The sequence below is a fragment of the Sediminibacillus albus genome (assembly GCF_900101125.1).
Lineage (GTDB): Bacteria > Bacillota > Bacilli > Bacillales > Amphibacillaceae > Sediminibacillus > Sediminibacillus albus.
On record NZ_FNFL01000004.1, the window covers coordinates 107,364 to 125,411 of the forward strand.

The window sequence follows — 18,048 nt, forward strand, 5'->3', positions numbered from 1 at the left end:
AGTGGAGTCCGACGGAGGAGATAAAGGAAACACGGAACAGTGTGACGATGTTGACTTATCGTACGAAGGCGGAGGAAGTTCGCGAGTCGCTGGGAGTAGGAGCTAGCCGAATCAAAAGCGGAAACGACCGGTTAGCGACGAAAGAAGTGGAGTCCGACGGAGGAGATAAAGGAAACACGGAACAACGTGACGATGTTGACTTATCGTACGAAGGCGGAGGAAGTTCGCGAGTCGCTGGGAGTAGGAGCTAGCCGAATCAAAAGCGGAAACGACCGGTTAGATTTTGAAAAGGGGGGCTACAGCCAAGGATAAAAGCCCTTTTTATGCTCTTCCCTGCAAAAGAAGTATATTGGCTTCTGGTTGTTGAATAGGATAAAGGAGAACAACAAACAGAGGTGACAAATATGTACACTTGGTTAACCCTGGTACTGCTTGGATTAGCTGCGTTCCGATTAACTCGTTTGTTCGTCTATGACGATATTTTTCGGTTTATTAGAGCCCCATTTCACGAGGAGAAAGAGGAAATAGTAGAAGACGGTACGGTAGAAGTAGTGCTTTATATTAAAGGGAAAGGGATTAGAAGGTTCATCGGAGAGTTGTTGAGCTGTCAGTGGTGTACAGGAATCTGGTCAGCGTCTTGCCTGTATATCGGTTACTTATTGTGGCCTTGGATTTTCCTTCCAATTATTGCTATATTAGCAATAGCAGCTTTTGCCTCCATCATTGAAGTGATTGTTAGTTTTCTGATACACAGAACGGAGAGTTAGCGAGCGGCTTTGCTCAAGCTTATATTACTAAAATAAACCCTGGCTTCGGTTTAAAAGCCAGGGTTATCACTTGGAAAATTATTTATCTGAATTATAAGAATCAGTTATTGGTTTAAAGACTTTCTGACATTTCGGCCGCATCCGCATTTCTTTCTGCCTGCCCTTATTCTTTTCGCTCTTGGCGTCCTTTTGGTAGCTACTTTTTGCTCTGAATTTGTATTTCCATCCAATTCCATCACTCCTTCGCTAAATTAAAAGAAAAGTTATATCTGCTAGGAAAATCTAAGTAAGCCAGGTGTTTACAAATTACTATTTGGATAAAAAAGAAAGGCTTACCTATTGTATATGCATGGTAAAAGTGTGAGGAGAGGGCAGACATCACGGTTTTACGTTTTTTTGTTGGATTAACGGTAATACTTTTTCTTCCCTGAATACTGGTTACACCCACATCCACCTGTCTTTTTAGCGACATAATTGCCTGAGGCAATTTGTTCAGCTGGTACAGCTTTTACAGAAGGGACTTTTTTGGTATTCAAATATTTAATCTTCATTTCGATTACTCCTTTTATAAGTTATTTCGAAGATGGGATAAGTCCTTAAAGGACAACCACTTGATGAGAAAAATAATTATTGTTCTCCAGGCTATAGCATTTCCATGCAGGAATAGCGTCTTTCAGTGAGACAATCAGCATGGGGACGTGCGAGTCTGGATGATAGAGAACATCGGTACGGGAGGGCGCAGGAGCTGCTGTTGGGTGAGAAAGATATATAATCAAGACTTCTTCATTTTTGGCACTAATAGCGGCTACTGTTTTTTCTACCGTTTTTTTGTCTACGAAATATCTGAATCGATGCTGTATTTCACTTTCTAACTCCCAAATCGAATCCACTACATTATTTGTACCGCTTAATAATCCGCAAGTATCAAAAGGAAGAGCCTCGCGAGTGTGTAAAATCATCTTCTCTTCTATATATTTAGGAAGATAAATCGCGTCAGTTTTTCTCCCCATCGAGGGGAACTTCCTTGTATAAGATGAATATCATTATTGCCAAGCTCCTTTAATAAATGGTTAATACCTCATTCTTTTATATGTAAGTAAACGGTTATTTGCACGGGCATATAACGTATTTCCACATAAATTCCGCTCTTAGCTCCTAAGCGATCTTTACTAATAAATTGCGTTTTAACAGCATAGGATGAACAGAATCGGAATTTCTTGCTGGAGGTGTATAAGAATGTCTTCCTATCATGAGTTAAAAAGAAAGCTTGATCAATGGAATAAACAAACCAGCGATTACTTGGCGCAAATTGAACAATTAATAAATAAAAAACAAGAAGAAACCCAATATCAGACGTCATCCCGGCTAACCGGCTATTTCACTTCTTCCATGCATGCTGTTCACCATAAAAAACAGGAAAATGTTTTGTTAGGCGACTTTTACATCAAAAATAATGGAATGGAAGCAGTCCGTGATTTAAATATATGTTTACGCATCCAAGCAACTACTCGCTTCGATTTTTCCGGTAAATACCACTTGAAAAATTCCAACCTTAATAAGAATTCTTTTCCGAGTGTATGGGAAAGGGTGGAGCAGGAAAGCGAAGAAGATTACTGGTTTAAAAAGATAGACGATGGAATATTGGAGCCGGCAGACACGATAGCTTTTCCGAATTTTCAGCTGAAATGGAGAGCAGACGATAATTATGCTATTTCTATTGAAGGGTTTGTCTATTGCAGTCTTGAGAAAGACGGAATACCATCCTTAAACCAGATTAATGTCAGTGGGGAAATTTAACTTATAGGAGGGGCAGTGTAAATGTCGAATAACGAAGAGCTATGGTCGGCTTTAGGTAATGTGATTAGCCGGTATATAGCAAGTGCAGAGAATAATTTACAGGATGAGGAAGTCATTAATCTTTCTATTCTCCAACTGCTTATTGCCTTGAAGAGTAATCGATTGTCGGAAGAGCAGTTTACGGTTGGCGAAGAGACCTGCTCTGCATTAATGGAAGACATAGACCAGGCAATTAGCAAAAGTAAAAGCGACTTTACAAGGACTATCGATCTATTAAGTTAGTAACCTGTAAGAAAAGCAAGGCTGGAAATTCTAATGAAGCGCACCCGATAATCAGAATACTTCCTGAATGATAAAACTTTGATATAATAGATAGTAGATTAATTAAATAATAAGGTGCGATGAAATGCCTAAATATAAAATGTTTCCCAAGTCTTCAATGAGACACCGGATCGTGAAAAGTGGAATGAAAACCCTGGCTGTAATCATTGGGGTAATCACCTGCTTTGTTGTTTTGTTTACCGCTTATCAGTATCAAGTCAGCGATAACAGGGATCGAACAGGAGATAAGCAATTGTCACAACAGGTGCTGGATTATCAACCCCTTCTTCAAAAATATTTAAAAAAACACGGATTAGAGGATTATACAGGTATATTATTAGCTCTTATGATGCAGGAATCAGGCGGCAGGGGAACAGACCCTATGCAATCTTCAGAAAGTTATTGCGGGGCAATTGGCTGTATCGATGACCCCGAGTTGTCGGTTAAGCAAGGGGTTGCTCATTTCGCTCACGTCTTGGGACAAGCGGATGGTGATGTGAGGCTTGCGCTACAGTCCTATAACTTTGGCCCGGGCTTTATTCGTTATGTGAATGAACGGGGCGGCAAGTACACAGAAGAACTGGCGGTTGATTATTCTGCAAAAATGTATGAGAAGTTAAAATCGTCGATTGAATTTCGCTGTATCCGTGAAGAATCAAAGGAATTAAACGCTTGTTATGGCGATATTAAGTATGTTGACGCAGTGCTTGCTTATTATGAAGATGCCAAGACAGTAACAGATGGAGACAAGGTGCTGATTGCGATGAATGAAAGCTAAATATGATGATTAAAAGGATGCCATCCATACGGGTGGCTTTATTATTTTGTGCTCGAAATTAGAAGAAATGCTAATAAGGGAATTATAAATTCTTGGTTTTAGAGAGTGAGTGAGAAAGGTTGAAAGATTTACGACAGCCGATTTGGACTAGAAGTTTTATCAGTGTTTGCTGGGCATACTAGTTACTTACATGGGGTTCCAAAAGCTTTATATTTTATGTGCATTCATTGCGCTGGCAGTAATGGGAATGTATACTTTCTACCAAGCGAGGGTCTCGAAAAAAGGCAACCTTCTCCTGAAAATGAATAGGAGGGATGTAGTCGCTCAATATTAAGTAAGACTATAGCTGACAATTAGTAACAGGAAGGGGTTTTATAATGGCTGAAAAAGTATATTTTAATCATGATGCAGGTGTGGATGATCTTGTTTCTTTATTCTTACTGCTAAAAATGGAGGAAGTCGAATTACTTGGTGTATCAGTTATTCCTGCGGATGGATATTTAGAGGCAGGCGTCAGCGCCAGCAGAAAAATCATTGACAGGTTTGGAAAAGATTTCATCCAGGTGGCTAAATCTAACTCCCGGGGAGTAAATCCTTTTCCTAAGGAATGGCGTTTGCATACATTTCATGTAGATTCTCTTCCGATACTAAATGAAGGCGGAGTTATGAAGGCTCCTGTCAGTTACATGCCTGCCCATCAGCATATGATAGAAAAAATCCGGTCAAATGAAGGCAGGACAACCTTACTGTTCACAGGTCCATTGACTGATTTGGCAAGAGCGCTGGACGAAGCACCGGATATTGAAGATAAAATTGAAAAGCTGGTCTGGATGGGAGGGACCTTCCAAGCTACCGGCAATGTAGAAGACCCTGAACATGATGGTACTGCTGAATGGAATGCTTTTTGGGATCCAGATGCAGTAGCCAGAGTATGGGAAAGTGGACTGCAGATTGAAATGGTTGCCTTAGAGAGTACAAAGCAAGTTCCGTTAACTCCTGAAGTTAAAAATAACTGGGCTTCAATGCGAAAATATGAAGGTGTTGATTTTCTTGGACAAGCTTATGCAGCTGTTCCCCCTCTGGTTCATACGGAAACAAATTCAACTTACTATTTGTGGGACGTTCTGACAACAGCTTCGGTCGGTAATCCAGGGCTTGTCAAAGCAAAAACCGTTAATAGTAAAGTACATACAGAGTTTCCTAAACAAGGAAGAACGTCGGAAGATGAGCAAGGCCGTTCAGTCCGATTGGTTTATGATGTGGCGGCTGAACAATTTTTTACTTATATTGCCGAGCTGGCTAAAAAGTGAGCAGAAAAAGTAGATTCTTGTTAGCGGAGTAACATAAGAAATAGCTTACGAATGTTAACAGACCAAATCGTATACGATTTGGTCTGTTTTTAGTACTCTCTTTGTCTAAAATTTCGGATTTTGATGAATGGATTCGTATAGAATTTTGCTGCTAAGTACGTGGGGGAGACCCTTGACCACATGCCGGTTACTAAGTGAATAGAGGGCTGGCTGCTAAGTTAACTTGATAAATGTAAGAGGTGATTGTTAATTAATGTTAATTGATATAAGTTTTTTGAAGGATTGTTCTTAAAGTAACTGGGAGGATTGTTAAATAAAAGAAACCTTTTTAATACAGAATCGTAAATGTAGTATTGGAAATAAATACCGGTGTGGGAGGTGTGAAGATGGATTACGGTTTATTGTTTATTGGTGTAGCTCTTTTACTGGTTTCATATTTAGTAGCAGTGAAAAAACAAACGTGGTTATTAGCCGGATTCAATGAAAAAATGATTAAAAATAAGGAGTTATTAGGTAAAGTAGTGGGTGGATTTTTTTTCCTCCCGTTAGGCTTGGTAGTAGTTATAAGTAGTTTAATTGAATATTCCTATCAAAAAACCGTTCTTGTAATTATCATGTTAATTTTATTGGTAAGTGTGTACTTGTTTATCAATCGAAAATTACTTGACTAACAATAACTGAACTAACGGGTAGTTTTAGTTTCACAAGATAATAAAAAACAGAACGCTTGGATTTCAAATCCAAGCGTATTTGTATATTGTTTTTATTGTTGTGTGGTGCTATTAAAATTACTTCGATTAAGGATCAAAATTAAACGTTTATTTAACAATTTCTCCACAGTATAAGACTACTTACCAGACAGGAGCGTTTTTTGCCGTAAGCATCATCGCTTGACACTGCCGGCGGAAATTTTAACTGATTCACCAATAATATTTTGTGCCGCATCCGTCAGCAGAAAGCATATAGTGTTGGCAACTTCTTCCGGTTTGGTGATGCGGCCGGAGGGAAGGCCTTCTTCGGCAATCTTTAGCTGCTCTTCGAAAGAGCGGTTCTGTTTTTCCCCTTTCCGTTTGATTGCGTTCCTTCCCATAGTTGTATCCACATAGCCAGGACATACTGCATTCACCCGAATTCCATATTCGATAGCCTCTACAGAGAAGGAGTGGGTAAATCCAATTAAAGCAAATTTGGAAGCAGAATAAGCGGTATTTCCATGGGTACCCCGTAAGCCGGAAAGGGAAGACACATTAACAATTGCTCCTTTTCGGTTTTCCTTCATTTGCCTATATATAAGCTGGGATAACAACACAGGTACAGTATAATTAATATGCATGATTTTTTCCATTTCCTCCTGCTCTAAGTGTTCCACGGGCCCTCCGCCACTGATTCCGGCTGAATTAACTAGCAGTGAAATAAAGCCATTCTCTCTTTCAGCTGATTCCACTAGACTTGTGCGCTCCTGGCTATTGCCAATATCCGCACGCTGAGCCAACACTTTGACATCCGGGCAGCGGGAGGAAATAGTTTCCTTAAGTTTTTCCAGCTTTTGTTCATTTCTACCGGTGATTGTTATATCCGCCCCCATTTCTGCGAGGGTTAAAGCAGTTTCATGGCCAATTCCTCCAGTTGCCCCGGTAATCAATGCGTGTTCCCCTTTTAACGTTTCTGCTGAAAATACACCCATACCATCCATCCTTTCCTTTTTGCTGCTAGTCGTTTATACCCTCCCAGGAAAAGGGTTAATCCATCTGCTCCAGAAACCAAGTCATCTTTTGTGGGTAGAGGTTCTAAGAGAGAAATAAACAATTAAAGGTTTAGAGCAACTCCTGCCAGGCAATTAGAAGTATAAATATGGAAAGGGAGTGTTCAAAGAGATGCAAGCAGTAACCTTCCAGGGAAAAGATAATATTCAAGTAAAAAATGTGGAAGATCCGACAATCGAAGAAAAAACAGATATTATTGTTAGGATAACTGCCACAGGGATTTGTGGTTCAGATATACACCTGATGAAGGGTGGTATCCCCTTAGAAGATGATTATGTTATCGGCCATGAACCAATGGGCATTGTGGAAGAAGTAGGAGCTGACGTAAAGAACTTGAAAAAAGGGGATCGAGTGGTCATCCCTTTCAATATTGGCTGTGGTGAGTGCTTTTATTGTAAGAACCAGATGGAAAGCCAGTGCGATAACTCGAATCCACATAGCGATGCTGGAGCCTTATTTGGCTATTCTAAGCAATTCGGAGATTATCCGGGTGGACAGGCGGAATACTTAAGAGTGCCTTATGCTGATTTCACTTCATTTAAAGTGCCGGATAACAGTGAGCTAGATGACGAAAGCGTCTTGTTTCTATCAGACGTTATCCCAACTTCTTACTGGAGCGTAGAGCATAGCGGGGTGAAGTCAGGGGATACGGTTGTGGTTTTAGGCTGCGGCCCTATCGGATTGATGACCCAAAAATTTGCCAAGTTGAAAGGTGCTGACCGGGTAATCGCAGTAGACCAAGTACCACATCGGCTAGAACATGCTAAACGTACAAATAATGTTGAAACGTATGACTTCAGTAATAATAGTGAGCTTGGTGCACTAATTAATGAAAAAACACGAGGCGGTGCTGATGTTGTTATAGATTGTGTGGGGATGGATGGTACTGTGCCGGAAGGAGAGACTTTCGGTTCTGAACATGACAACCAAATTGGCACTATCCGCCCAATCATTACTGCCTCACAAGCAGTGAGGAAGTTTGGTACAGTACAATTGACCGGAGTATATGGGACAGATGCCAACAATTTCCCTCTAGGAGATTTTTTCTCGCGTAATGTCTCGTTGAAAATGGGACAAGCGCCTGTCATTCACTTGATGCCAGAGTTATACAATATGGTAGAGAACGGCTATATCGACCCTACTGATATCATTACCCACCGGATGGATCTAAGTGAGGCGTCAGATGCCTACCGGATTTTTGATGAAAAATCTGACGGTAATATCAAAGCAATCTTAAAACCATAAGAACCAGAAAAAAGGGGCTGTTCTAGGTAGACGTTAGAGGACAGCCCCTTTTTTAGGTATAAAAATATTTTCATTCGCTATTCAGCGATGGATTCCCATGAGTATCTGCTGGTCATGTGGATGGCTGTCACCCCAACTTTCAGGTCCTAATGGGCAATTTGCACAATCTAGTAAAATTTGTACATATAGATGATTTTTAAATGAAATAACTGCAGCTAGGCATATATGTTAAAATGAATGCGATAGATTAAACTAAAAGGATGAAAGAATTGAACAAAAGATTATACGGTTTAAATGATTTACTGATATTACTATTTGGTTTTATATTCATCAGCCTTGTTGCCATTTACAATGCACAACAGTTGGAGCAATATGGCGGTGAAAATTTCCTTCTTAAGCAAATGTTTTGGTTTGTATTGGGCTTGGTTTTAATTGGGCTGATACAATTAATTGATTTAGGAACTATACATTTTTTAAGCTTTTATTTATATTTAGCTGGTATATTTCTACTGGTAATTCTTTATTTTAGCCCAGAGGCAATAGCCCCGGAAATTAATAACGCTAAAAGCTGGTTTAGAATAGGCGGTATAACCTTTCAACCTTCGGAATTAGTGAAAATTACTACGATTGTTTATTTGGCTTCCACCATTTCAAAGCATAAGGAAAAACACAAAAATAAAAATGTTAAAAACGATTTAAAGCTGCTTTTGAAATTAATATTAATTGGTGTCTTTCCGGTCGGCATTATCATTCTACAGCCTGACTTCGGAACTGCTATGGTTTATCTGGCTATAACGGGAGGTATTATTTTTCTATCAGGTATCAATTGGAAAATAATTTCTTCTGCCATTTTATTTTTTGTCTTAGCAGTTGGCATGATCGGGATGATGGTAGTTAAGTTTCCGGATTTTACCCAAGCTACTCTTCATATTGCGCCTTATCAAATGGACAGAATAGAAACCTGGCTGGGATTTTCAGAAAGTGATGCTGATGACTCTTTCCACTTTAAAAGGTCGATACTGGCTATTGGTTCGGGACAATTAACTGGAAAAGGGATCAGTAATTCAGAAGTCTATATTCCAGAAGCCCAGACTGACTTTATATTCTCTATAATTGGAGAAACGTTTGGTTTTACTGGGTGTGCGATAGTCATATTGTTGTATTTTTTACTGATATTTAAACTAGTTTCTTTAGGTCTGAAAATCCACCAAAACAATGAGTTTGGTGCCTTTATATGTTTCGGTTATTTAATTTTACTCTTTATCCACACGTTCCAAAATATAGGGATGACAATAGGGGTTATGCCGATTACTGGAATTCCGTTACTTCTGATAAGTTATGGAGGGAGTTCTGTGTTATCTGCTATGATTGGATATGCTTTGATCATAAAAGTTAATAGTGAACAGGCTAGAATGGACAATTCACTTTTTAGGTGATTTGATGAACTGTAAAGGAACTTGCTAAGTTAAGCCACAAAAACTTTCAGTTGCTTCCAGGTGAAATAATGTACACCAACTCCTGTCTTTTGGTGATTCTTATCGAATCTAAAAGAAATAGGAGTTGGTGTTTTTTGTTGGTTTCGTAACTGACCAGACCAGGACGCAAGGATAGTAGTATCATCACATGGGGTGTAATTCCTCGTTAAGCTTCCTGGATTCATTATTGAAAGAAAAAGAAAGGTAAAAGCAAATTCAGATAACCGCATAAATAACGAGCGTTTTGCCGAGGAATAAGCTGTTTGTCACAACTGCAATATCTGTGGATCATTTTCCTTCGTATTCATTAACCGAATCTCATCCGGTTGTATTTCCAATACTGTATAACTGGGATCAGCTGGTCCTTCAAACCATGGAGAAAGCTTTTCGTTCCAAATTTTTTCTTTTATTTCTGGTGAATCTTTTATAGCTGCTTTGCCTTCTATTTCTAAATAAGCATTATCCAATCCTTCTCCGTTATAGCCGATTAGTATATGAACACTATTGTTTTTCTCAATATCCTCTACTTTATGGGTGTTTTTGTCTGTTGCAGAATACAAAGTAAAGTTGTCATTAAAGAAAGTCATATAACGGGAAAAAGGTTTGTCCCCTTTGACCGTTGCCAGTGTGCCAATCAGGTTGCTGTCCAAGATGCGTTCTGCTTTAGCTTTTATTTCACTTTGCTCCATGCTGATATCCACTCCTATTAAAATTATTATTCTTTATTGTTATGTACCTATTTTGTCATTACACAAAACAATCATTCAGATGTAATAAACGTTTTTTTCAAAAAAAGAGGAACGATGTTATACTTTATAAGACGATGAATGAAACACTGACTTAGTAAATATATAGCAAGGAGAAACAATGATGATAATTGTCACAATTATTTGTGCGTTAGTGGTTGCTTTAGTTATCGGATTATCACTTCTTACTACTTCTAAAGGCTATGCATATAAACATACGGTAGACCCGCATCCTGATCAGCAAGCGACAGAAGAGAAGAATGAATATAATGATAAGATGGCTGATTAATTATAGGGAGCTGTCTGGATAACCTATTCGCTGGCGCGGATGAGGTCATTCAGACAGCTTTTTTAGATGAAAGCACTCATTAACAGTTTTAATGTTCCATTTAGAGGTTAAGGGAAAGTATATGTAAAAGGAGGGGCTATATTGAATCTACGTCCAAGGTGGCCATGGGTAGCAGAACAACGCTGGGATGATGTGTTGTTTATTCATTGGCCGATACCTTACGAAATACTAAGGCCGCATGTACCGGAGCAGTTTGAACTGGAAACATATAACGGCAACGCCTGGATTAGTGTGGTTCCTTTTCAAGGGAATAAAAACCGATTTCGGGGTATGCCTGGCCCCATCCCGTTTGTCAGCTCCTTTTTGGAGTTGAACGTTCGCACCTATATAAAGTATAACGGGGAACAAGGGGTGTATTTCTTTTCCTTTGATGCAGATAGCAATGCAGCTGTTGCTGGCGCGCGCGCGGTCTTTTCCTTGCCGTATATGAAAGCGAATATGAGCATAAAGCGCAGTAAGCATGCGGTTCTATTTCAAAGTAAGCGAATTCATGAGGGAGAAGCTCCGGCACAGTTTTATGCGAGCTATCGGCCGATTTCCCAAAAGTCAACGGCTAAAGAAGGGTCACTGACCCATTGGCTGTCAGAGCGTTACTGCCTTTTTACTTTTAAAGGGAATAAAGTATTGAAAGGATCAATCATCCATTCCCCATGGGAACTGCAGGAGGCAGAGCTGGACCTTGATATGAGTGATGTGGTACCTTTCCTTCCTGAAGAGTATCTTACCAATAAGCCGTTGGTCCATTATTCTAAATCAAAAAAAGTTCATTTTTTCCCGTTTGAAACTGTAGGAGAGATTAAGTAATTATCATAAAAAATCTCGGCCTTGATCGAGGCACCTGAAAAAGTCCTTTTTAATCTAAAGGGGCTGTCAACGTTTGTGGTTGATTCCATGAATCGTTAAACTAATGAGAAGGAAAAGAGGGCGCAAACCTCTTGAAGTTAGACGAAAAGCGGTCTGTATGGAAATTGAATCCCACACAGACCGCTTTTTTAAATTTCTACCTCTCGTAGAGCTTTCGTTTTTCAGTGCCCTCCCTTAATTGGCCGGGATTTTTGTTGAAGGGGCATGTTTCCTTTATCTCATACGGAGCAGTCCACCCTGTACAAAGCTAATCGGTTGTCTTCGGTTTTCTTGTTACAAGCTGGCTTTTAGGATTTCTAGTGAGTCGTGTTTGTTTAGTTTTTTAAAGTTGCCGAATTCGCTGTTGGCTACTACTGTTTTTTCGGCCATTAATTCGACACTGTCTTCGTCGATGTCGTAATCGGAGAGACGGGAAGGTGCTCCGATACTGTTCCAGAATTCGCGCAGCTTTTCAATGCCTTCCACGGCTACGTCCCGATCTGATTTCCCTTCAGGATCTACTTCGAACACACGGACTGCCAGCTGCTTAAAGCGACCGACGTTCTCATCCAGGGTATGCATCATCCAGTTAGGGAATATGATGGCTAGGCCGCCGCCATGAGGGATGTCATGGACAGCAGAGACAGCGTGCTCTAAATTATGAGTTGCCCAGTCGCCGCGGTAGCCCATGTTGACTACTCCATTAAGGGCCATTGTACCATTATATAAGATAGTGGCACGGTGTTCGTAGCTTTCGAGGTTTTCAAGCAGCTTAGGCGCTGTTTCCATTACCGTAATTAACAAGGATTCTACCATGCGGTCCTGAAGAAGTGTATTTGTTTCATGATGGAAATAATGCTCCAAAGCATGCGACATCATATCAACCACACCGTAAATTGTTTGGTCCCGCGGTACAGAGAAGGTGTTAACAGGATCTAAAATAGAAAACTTAGGAAAAGTAAATGGGCTGCCCCAGCCATATTTTTCATTTGTTTCCCAATTGGTGATTACGGAACCAGCATTCATTTCCGAGCCTGTTGCTGCCAAGGTTAGCACTGTACCGAAAGGAAGAGCGTCTGAAGCTGCCACTTTCTTTGTTACAATATCCCAAACGTCTCCGTCATATTTTGCTCCCGCAGCAATAGCCTTTGTACAGTCTATTGTACTTCCGCCCCCTACAGCTAAAAGGAAGTCTATTTTCTCTGCTTTGCAAATATCAATTCCTTTCCGGGCTGTCGAGACTCTCGGATTAGGTTCAACGCCGGAAAGTTCAAAAACTTCGGCATTTATTTCTGCCAAAGTATTTTTCACTTCATCGTATAGGCCGTTTCGCTTAATGCTTCCGCCGCCATAAACCATTAAGACCTTTTTTCCGTATTGAGGTACCTCATCTTTCAGCTTTTCCAATTGTCCCTTCCCGAAAATAAGCTTTGTCGGGTTGTAGTATGTAAAGTTTTGCATTTTTATCAGCCTCCTACTCTTTATAATGACGAAATAAAAAAATGTTGTAAAGGAATATACAATTTAAAGGAGGCTGGTTGTTATAATGACTTTTCTTAGGAGCTATGAGCTGACCATTGTTCCGCCATTGATGTGAAGAACCTGGCCGGAAACATAAGAGGAATCGCAGGAAGCGAGGTAGACATAAGCAGGGGCAAGCTCATAAGGCTGTCCCGCACGCTTGAAAGGAACATCCTGACCAAAAGTAGTTACAAATTCAGCTGAAAAACTAGAGGGAATCAGAGGTGTCCAGATAGGACCGGGTGCGACCGCATTTACCCGAATTCCTTTATCGGCAAGATTTTGGGATAAGGAACGGGTGAACCCGACAATTGCTCCTTTGGTCGCAGTGTAATCAATTAGCTTTTCATTTCCTTCGTATGCTACTACCGATGCTGTATTTATGATGGTACTGGATCTGTTCAGGTAGGGTAGTGCGGCCTTTGTTAAATAAAAAAAGGCATAAATGTTGGTTTTAAATGTATCGTCAAATTGTTCAGAGGTGATATCGAGCAAGCTTTCCTGGGGGAATTGCACGCCATGGTTATTAACTAAGATATCAAGCTTGCCATAACTATCAATCGTCTTGTTAACGACTGCTTTACAGTTTTTTTCTTCCCTTAGATCGGTCACCATTAACTGGCAGCGTCGTCCAAGACTCTCAATTCTCTGCTTTGTTCGATGAGCGTCCTGGTTCTCATAGGAGTAGTAATAAGGAATTACAATATCTGCCCCTTCTTTAGCAAAAGCGATAGCTGTAGCAGCCCCAATTCCGCTGTCACCGCCGGTTATAATGGCAACTTTATTTAACAGCTTACCAGACCCTTGATATTCCGGATTTTCAATGGCAGGCTTAGGCACCATTAATCCTTCAATCCCTGGCTGTTGTCGCTGATGCTGTTGCGGAAAGCTTGCCTGTTGTTTTTGGGATGTTTTGTTTAGGTTTTCCTTATACATATCTTCATCCTCCTAGTCAAAGTCTATTCGAAAGTAGGCTATTCATCATTCCTATCTTATGTGCGTAAAAACTTTAATAAGGAAGTCTTTAAAGTTGACACTGATTGGATTATTTCATTATAATTCATCATGGCTTATAAAACCTGTTAGTTTTTTAATGACTGAATGGTCACGAGGTGGTGAATGGGCATGAACGAAAAACGAAAGCAAATCCTGGAGGCTGCCATCAAATATTTTTCAAAGAAGGGTTATTTCTCAACCTCCATGCAGGAAATTGCCGAAGATTGCGGCGTCTCAAAAGGATCGTTATATAAATATTTTGATTCGAAAGAAGATGTATTAATTCAAGTATTTGAATACAATCATGAGAAAATGTTTGAAAGAGCCCGCGGGATCCATTTGGATCAAACGCTTTCCCCGTATGAAACTTTCAAGAAAACCATCATCATCGAATTAGAGGGGATGCTGGAGAACCGGGATTTTTTTAATATCCTTTATAAGACACTCCCAAAAGAAAATAATAAGCAAATCGTCGCTTTAATTAAAAGGACTAGGGCGGCGATGTTAAGTTGGCATAAACATTTATTGTTTCAGGCATATGGTTCAAAACCCGAGCCATTTATTTGGGATATCGTTATGACTTTCCAAGGGATGATTAAAGAGTTTATCCAATTGACAGTACAGGAAAGAAAGCCAGTTGAACTGGAAAGTATTGCTGAATATATTGTTCGTTCATTAGATGCGATTATTGAAAGGAACGTTGGTGCAGAACCAGTGCTTTCATCTGAAATCATGAGGGAATATGAGGAATTCGATTTGGGCTGGAAACCTTTAGGGCGTACAGAACAGGCTAGGTTGCTTTTGACCCAGCTTAAGGAACAATTAACCATCGTAGCGTTAACGAATCAAGATAAAGACGAAATGAATGCGGCAATTGACTTGATAGATCATGAACTATGCAAGGATCAACCAAGAGAATTTTTAGTTCATGCTTTGCTCGCCTATTTGAAAAAGAATCAGGAATTAAGCGATAGGATAAAGCAAATAGAATCCCTCGTGTGACTATAAAAACAGCAATAAAGGAGATGAAAAAGTGGCAGAACAACAACCAGAAAAAGTGGAGAATAGGTTTCCGATCGTGGCAGTACTGCTGGCGGGTGCATTTGTGGCTATTTTGAACCAGACCCTAATGTCTACAGCTATTCCTCATATTATGAGCGATTTTCATATTACAGAAAACACAGCCCAATGGCTGACCACTATCTTTATGCTTGTAAATGGAATAATGATTCCTATTACTGCATTTTTGATAGAAACATTTACTACCAGAAAGTTATTTATATCAGCGATGTCTTGTTTTGCTGTAGGGACGCTTATTTGCGGAATAGCTCCCAGCTTTTTTATTTTAATGGTGGGAAGAGTTATTCAGGCAGCTGGCGCGGGTATTATGCTGCCATTGATGATGACTGTCTTTTTAACGATTTTTCCAATTGAAAAACGAGGGGCAGCCATGGGGAATGTAGGGTTGGTCATTTCCTTTGCTCCTGCCATCGGACCGACCTTATCGGGATATATTGTAGAAAGCTATCCATGGCGATGGATGTTTTTCATTATCCTGCCAATTGCAATTATTGATATTATCATTGCCTATTTTGCATTAAAAAACGTTAATGAACTAACTCGTCCAAAAGTAGATATCTTATCAATCATTTTATCCTCATTTGGATTTGGCGGTTTATTATATGGGTTCAGCAGCGCTGGGAACAGCGGCTGGGGCAGTGTTCAAGTAGTTGCCTCTTTAATTGTAGGAGCCATTGCCTTGACCTTGTTCATCCTTCGGCAATTTAAATTGGTTCAGCCAATTCTTGAATTCAGGGTATTTAAATATAAAACCTTTACCATTACGACTGCCATCGGCATGATTGTTTTCATGAGCTTAATCGGGTCAGAAACCATCCTGCCGATATATATGCAAAACATGATGGATTACTCTGCACTAGAATCGGGAGTCATGATCATGCCTGGTGCCCTGTTAATGGGGGCGATGTCACCAGTGACAGGAAGGATTTTTGATAAAATTGGAGCACGATGGCTGGCAATCACCGGATTGACAATTATGACAGTCACCACATTTTTGTTTACTAATCTAACCACAGAAACTTCCTTGTTATTTTTGACGATAGTTTTCGGTATTCGTATGTTTGGGATGTCTATGGTAATGATGCCTGTAACAACAGCGGGACTGAATCAGCTGCCATTAAAACTGATTCCACATGGTACAGCTATGAACAATACGATGCGGCAAGTAGCAGCCTCAATAGGGACAGCAATTTTGGTGACAGTTATGACGAGTGCTGCTCTGGATACAAGTGAAGCTGCTTCTGCTGCCGATCGAATCCATGGTGTCAATGTAGCATTTTGGGTAGCAACTGGATTATCTTTCGTAGGCTTAGCACTCTCTTTCTTTATTAAAGGAACAACACCAGCAGAAGAGAGAGCCGCCCAAGCCCAACAGAATGAGGAATAAAGAAAAGCGGAAACGACCGAATAGCTGCGAAGGCAGTGGACTGGTCTGTAGGAGATAAAGGAAACACGGAGCGCCGGCGAAGATGTTGACTTATCGTACGAGGAGCAGGAAGTGCAAGAGCCGCTGGGAGTTGAAGCTAGCCAAGAAAAGCGGAAACGACCGAATAAAAGGATAGATTATCCGAATGAATGCCGCGGGACGAGCAATGCTTGTCCCGCGGCATTCTTAATTATCCAGGAAACAACTGCTGTTTACGATAGAAGTTCCAGATTTTTTATTGAATAATTCCTCTGCTTCTCAGCAACAATAAGCCAGATAATGCTGAAGGGGGGATCTTATGAGTAAACAATCCAAACAGAAAAAAATTAAGTGGTGGCAGCTTTCGATGATAGGCATCGGCTGCATTATCGGGACCGGCTACTTTTTAGGGTCAAGCATTGCAATCCGCCAGACAGGTCCTTCTGTTTTGCTCGCTTTTATCCTTGCAGCTACAGGAACTTATATTGTATTTGATGCACTGGCCAGAATGACAGCAGAACATCCAGTCGAAGGGTCATTCCGCACTTATGCCAAGAAAGCATATGGACATTGGGCGGGCTTTAGTAATGGATGGATGTATTGGTCGTCTGAAATGTTGATTATGGGCAGCCAGCTGACTGCGCTAGGTATCTTCTCGCAATTTTGGTTTCCTAATGTTCCGTTATGGATTTTGGCTTCTGTATTTGGCGGACTCGGATTAATTGTTATTCTTACTGGGGTCAGCGGTTTTGAACGGTTTGAAAATATATTTGCTGTTGTAAAAGTAGCCGCTATTTTAATGTTTATCATCATAGCTGTGCTTGCCGTTTTTGGTGTATTGAACGGAAAAGCGGAAGCTTCTGCATTTTCATATGGATTTAAAGAATTCTTTCCAAATGGAATGGTAGGTTTTTGGACTGCACTTATTTTTGCCTTTTATGCATTCGGTGGTATTGAAGTAATGGGTATTATGGCAAATGAGCTGAAAGAACCAAAGGATGCTCCCAGATCGGGAAAGGTCATGTTGTTTTCGCTGACTTCCATATATATAGCGTCACTCGGTTTAGCCTTGTATCTTGTCCCTTGGGATAAGTTCTCGACAGAGGAAAGTCCGTTCATTCTAGCTCTTGATAAGTACCACTTGTCATTTGTTCCCCATGTGTTTAATGGAGCTTTAGTAATTGCCGGGTTTTCAACGATGGTCGCTTCTCTATTTGCGATAACAACAATTATTGTCAGTTTATCCAATGATGGAGACGCACCGAAGTTTTTTTCAAAAACAAGCGGTAAAAGAGATATTCCATTCCGGGCACTAGGACTGACGACATCTGGCTTAATACTATCTATCGTCGTGTCTTTACTGCTTCCTGAAAAGATATATGAATATTTCACGACGGCAGCGGGGTTAATGCTGCTGTACACCTGGCTGTTTATTCTGCTATCTTTCAAGAAATTAATGAAGCTGTCCGGGATTCATCAGTTTAAAGGTTATTTTGGCTTGCTGTTAATCCTGGCTGCAGTCTCAGGAACCTTGTTTGAAAAGAACAGCAGACCAGGCTTTTTTGTCAGTGTGGGTTTTCTGTTAATCATTGGCCTGATAACCCTAATGATGAAAAAGAAGTGGAAAAAATCAGCCAGCTAAAAACGTTCAG

The 18,048-nt window shown here is 40.3% G+C and carries 20 protein-coding genes; 14 read left to right on the forward strand and 6 right to left on the reverse strand.

The window, feature by feature from the left end:
* The first annotated feature begins 41 nt into the window (after positions 1–41).
* The gene (locus tag BLR93_RS12200; RefSeq protein WP_139184422.1) at positions 42–251 is read left to right on the forward strand and encodes a hypothetical protein; all 210 of its coding nucleotides are present in this window, start codon (positions 42–44) and stop codon (positions 249–251) included.
* A 153-nt stretch (positions 252–404) separates the two neighbouring features.
* A complete protein-coding gene (locus BLR93_RS12205; protein WP_093214958.1) occupies positions 405–767 on the forward strand; it encodes a DUF1360 domain-containing protein in 363 nt (120 codons plus the stop codon).
* Between the two features lie 404 nt (positions 768–1,171).
* Here BLR93_RS12205 and BLR93_RS18080 read toward each other — a convergent pair whose 3' ends face one another.
* Together BLR93_RS18080 and BLR93_RS12210 are read right to left on the reverse strand one after the other, a co-directional pair.
* On the reverse strand, positions 1,172–1,318 hold the full coding sequence (locus tag BLR93_RS18080) for a hypothetical protein (RefSeq protein ID WP_175559345.1): 147 nt from the start codon (positions 1,316–1,318) through the stop codon (positions 1,172–1,174).
* A gap of 45 nt (positions 1,319–1,363) precedes the next feature.
* Positions 1,364–1,777, reverse strand: coding sequence for a M67 family metallopeptidase (locus BLR93_RS12210; protein WP_093214961.1), 414 nt, complete (start codon positions 1,775–1,777; stop codon positions 1,364–1,366).
* A gap of 226 nt (positions 1,778–2,003) precedes the next feature.
* On the opposite strand from BLR93_RS12210, the gene BLR93_RS12215 reads away from it, so the two are divergent.
* The 5 genes from BLR93_RS12215 to BLR93_RS12235 all read left to right on the forward strand — a co-directional run bounded on the left by BLR93_RS12215 (position 2,004) and on the right by BLR93_RS12235 (position 5,644).
* Complete coding sequence (locus tag BLR93_RS12215) at positions 2,004–2,564, forward strand: hypothetical protein (protein WP_093214963.1); 561 nt, start codon at positions 2,004–2,006, stop codon at positions 2,562–2,564.
* A gap of 21 nt (positions 2,565–2,585) precedes the next feature.
* The gene (locus BLR93_RS12220; RefSeq protein ID WP_093214966.1) at positions 2,586–2,846 is read left to right on the forward strand and encodes a hypothetical protein; all 261 of its coding nucleotides are present in this window, start codon (positions 2,586–2,588) and stop codon (positions 2,844–2,846) included.
* Between the two features lie 124 nt (positions 2,847–2,970).
* Complete coding sequence (locus BLR93_RS12225) at positions 2,971–3,663, forward strand: lysozyme family protein (RefSeq protein WP_245690140.1); 693 nt, start codon at positions 2,971–2,973, stop codon at positions 3,661–3,663.
* 377 nt (positions 3,664–4,040) lie between these two features.
* Positions 4,041–4,973, forward strand: coding sequence for a nucleoside hydrolase (locus tag BLR93_RS12230; RefSeq protein WP_093214967.1), 933 nt, complete (start codon positions 4,041–4,043; stop codon positions 4,971–4,973).
* Positions 4,974–5,359: 386 nt separating this feature from the next.
* Entirely contained in the window at positions 5,360–5,644 is a 285-nt protein-coding gene (locus BLR93_RS12235; RefSeq protein WP_093214969.1) for a DUF3784 domain-containing protein, read from the forward strand.
* Between the two features lie 212 nt (positions 5,645–5,856).
* Here BLR93_RS12235 and BLR93_RS12240 read toward each other — a convergent pair whose 3' ends face one another.
* Positions 5,857–6,657, reverse strand: a complete 801-nt coding sequence (locus BLR93_RS12240; RefSeq protein WP_093214971.1) for an SDR family NAD(P)-dependent oxidoreductase — start codon at positions 6,655–6,657, stop codon at positions 5,857–5,859.
* Between the two features lie 190 nt (positions 6,658–6,847).
* Here BLR93_RS12240 and BLR93_RS12245 point away from each other — a divergent pair, with 190 nt between their 5' ends.
* Both BLR93_RS12245 and BLR93_RS12250 read left to right on the forward strand, forming a co-directional pair.
* Positions 6,848–7,981: a zinc-dependent alcohol dehydrogenase gene (locus BLR93_RS12245; RefSeq protein WP_093214973.1), complete on the forward strand. Its 1,134-nt coding sequence runs from the start codon at positions 6,848–6,850 to the stop codon at positions 7,979–7,981.
* Positions 7,982–8,241: 260 nt separating this feature from the next.
* On the forward strand, positions 8,242–9,417 hold the full coding sequence (locus BLR93_RS12250; protein WP_093214975.1) for an FtsW/RodA/SpoVE family cell cycle protein: 1,176 nt from the start codon (positions 8,242–8,244) through the stop codon (positions 9,415–9,417).
* A 305-nt stretch (positions 9,418–9,722) separates the two neighbouring features.
* Here the strand turns inward: BLR93_RS12250 and BLR93_RS12255 are convergent, their stop codons facing one another.
* Entirely contained in the window at positions 9,723–10,145 is a 423-nt protein-coding gene (locus tag BLR93_RS12255; protein WP_093214977.1) for a pyridoxamine 5'-phosphate oxidase family protein, read from the reverse strand.
* A gap of 181 nt (positions 10,146–10,326) precedes the next feature.
* Between BLR93_RS12255 and ytzI the strand changes: the two genes are divergently transcribed.
* Entirely contained in the window at positions 10,327–10,491 is a 165-nt protein-coding gene (gene ytzI, locus BLR93_RS12260) for a YtzI protein (protein WP_175559346.1), read from the forward strand.
* Between the two features lie 141 nt (positions 10,492–10,632).
* Positions 10,633–11,355: a YqjF family protein gene (locus BLR93_RS12265; protein ID WP_175559347.1), complete on the forward strand. Its 723-nt coding sequence runs from the start codon at positions 10,633–10,635 to the stop codon at positions 11,353–11,355.
* Positions 11,356–11,688: 333 nt separating this feature from the next.
* On the opposite strand, the gene BLR93_RS12270 is transcribed toward BLR93_RS12265, so the two are convergent.
* Together BLR93_RS12270 and BLR93_RS12275 are read right to left on the reverse strand one after the other, a co-directional pair.
* The gene (locus BLR93_RS12270) at positions 11,689–12,855 is read right to left on the reverse strand and encodes an iron-containing alcohol dehydrogenase (protein ID WP_093214983.1); all 1,167 of its coding nucleotides are present in this window, start codon (positions 12,853–12,855) and stop codon (positions 11,689–11,691) included.
* A gap of 102 nt (positions 12,856–12,957) precedes the next feature.
* Positions 12,958–13,851 (reverse strand): SDR family oxidoreductase, encoded by an 894-nt coding sequence (locus tag BLR93_RS12275; protein WP_093214985.1) that lies wholly within the window; start codon positions 13,849–13,851, stop codon positions 12,958–12,960.
* A gap of 189 nt (positions 13,852–14,040) precedes the next feature.
* Between BLR93_RS12275 and BLR93_RS12280 the strand changes: the two genes are divergently transcribed.
* From BLR93_RS12280 to BLR93_RS12290, 3 genes are all read left to right on the forward strand, one after another.
* Positions 14,041–14,913, forward strand: a complete 873-nt coding sequence (locus tag BLR93_RS12280; protein ID WP_175559348.1) for a TetR/AcrR family transcriptional regulator — start codon at positions 14,041–14,043, stop codon at positions 14,911–14,913.
* Positions 14,914–14,944: 31 nt separating this feature from the next.
* On the forward strand, positions 14,945–16,378 hold the full coding sequence (locus BLR93_RS12285) for an MDR family MFS transporter (RefSeq protein WP_093214989.1): 1,434 nt from the start codon (positions 14,945–14,947) through the stop codon (positions 16,376–16,378).
* 337 nt (positions 16,379–16,715) lie between these two features.
* Positions 16,716–18,038, forward strand: a complete 1,323-nt coding sequence (locus BLR93_RS12290) for an amino acid permease (protein ID WP_093214992.1) — start codon at positions 16,716–16,718, stop codon at positions 18,036–18,038.
* The last annotated feature ends 10 nt before the right edge of the window (positions 18,039–18,048 follow it).